This window comes from Dellaglioa sp. CoH-57-MRSF-20 (assembly GCF_056781955.1).
Map to the genome: position 1 here is coordinate 1 of NZ_JBXAXV010000220.1, position 301 is coordinate 301.

Consider the following 301-nt stretch of genomic DNA (forward strand, 5'->3'; position numbering starts at 1 on the left):
GTAAACCCGAACGTCGTCAAATATGGCGCATACCTAGACTACAACCTAGGACCGTTCGATTTTGGTGAAATTGGGTATTTCGTGGGCAACACGCTGTTCGCGTTGGCCGCAGACGACAGCCTGATTCACAAGTCACCGCTCGGTGCGGTGGACGGCGGAAACAGCATCCGGATTGATGCGTTCCTGTCGATCGTGGACACGAATTACCAAATGTGGCTGGACGCCGCAGAATCGAACAACCAGTTCCGGATGGCGGTTCTGGGCTCAGTAGATGAGCTTCCTGCGTCGCATTTGGCGAGCC

Annotated in this window: 1 protein-coding gene; it reads left to right on the top strand. The window is 55.1% G+C overall.

Annotated elements, in window-relative coordinates:
* Positions 1 to 301: hypothetical protein (locus AC1RPN_RS08835; protein ID WP_481763816.1), on the top strand; the 301-nt coding region annotated here is incomplete at both ends.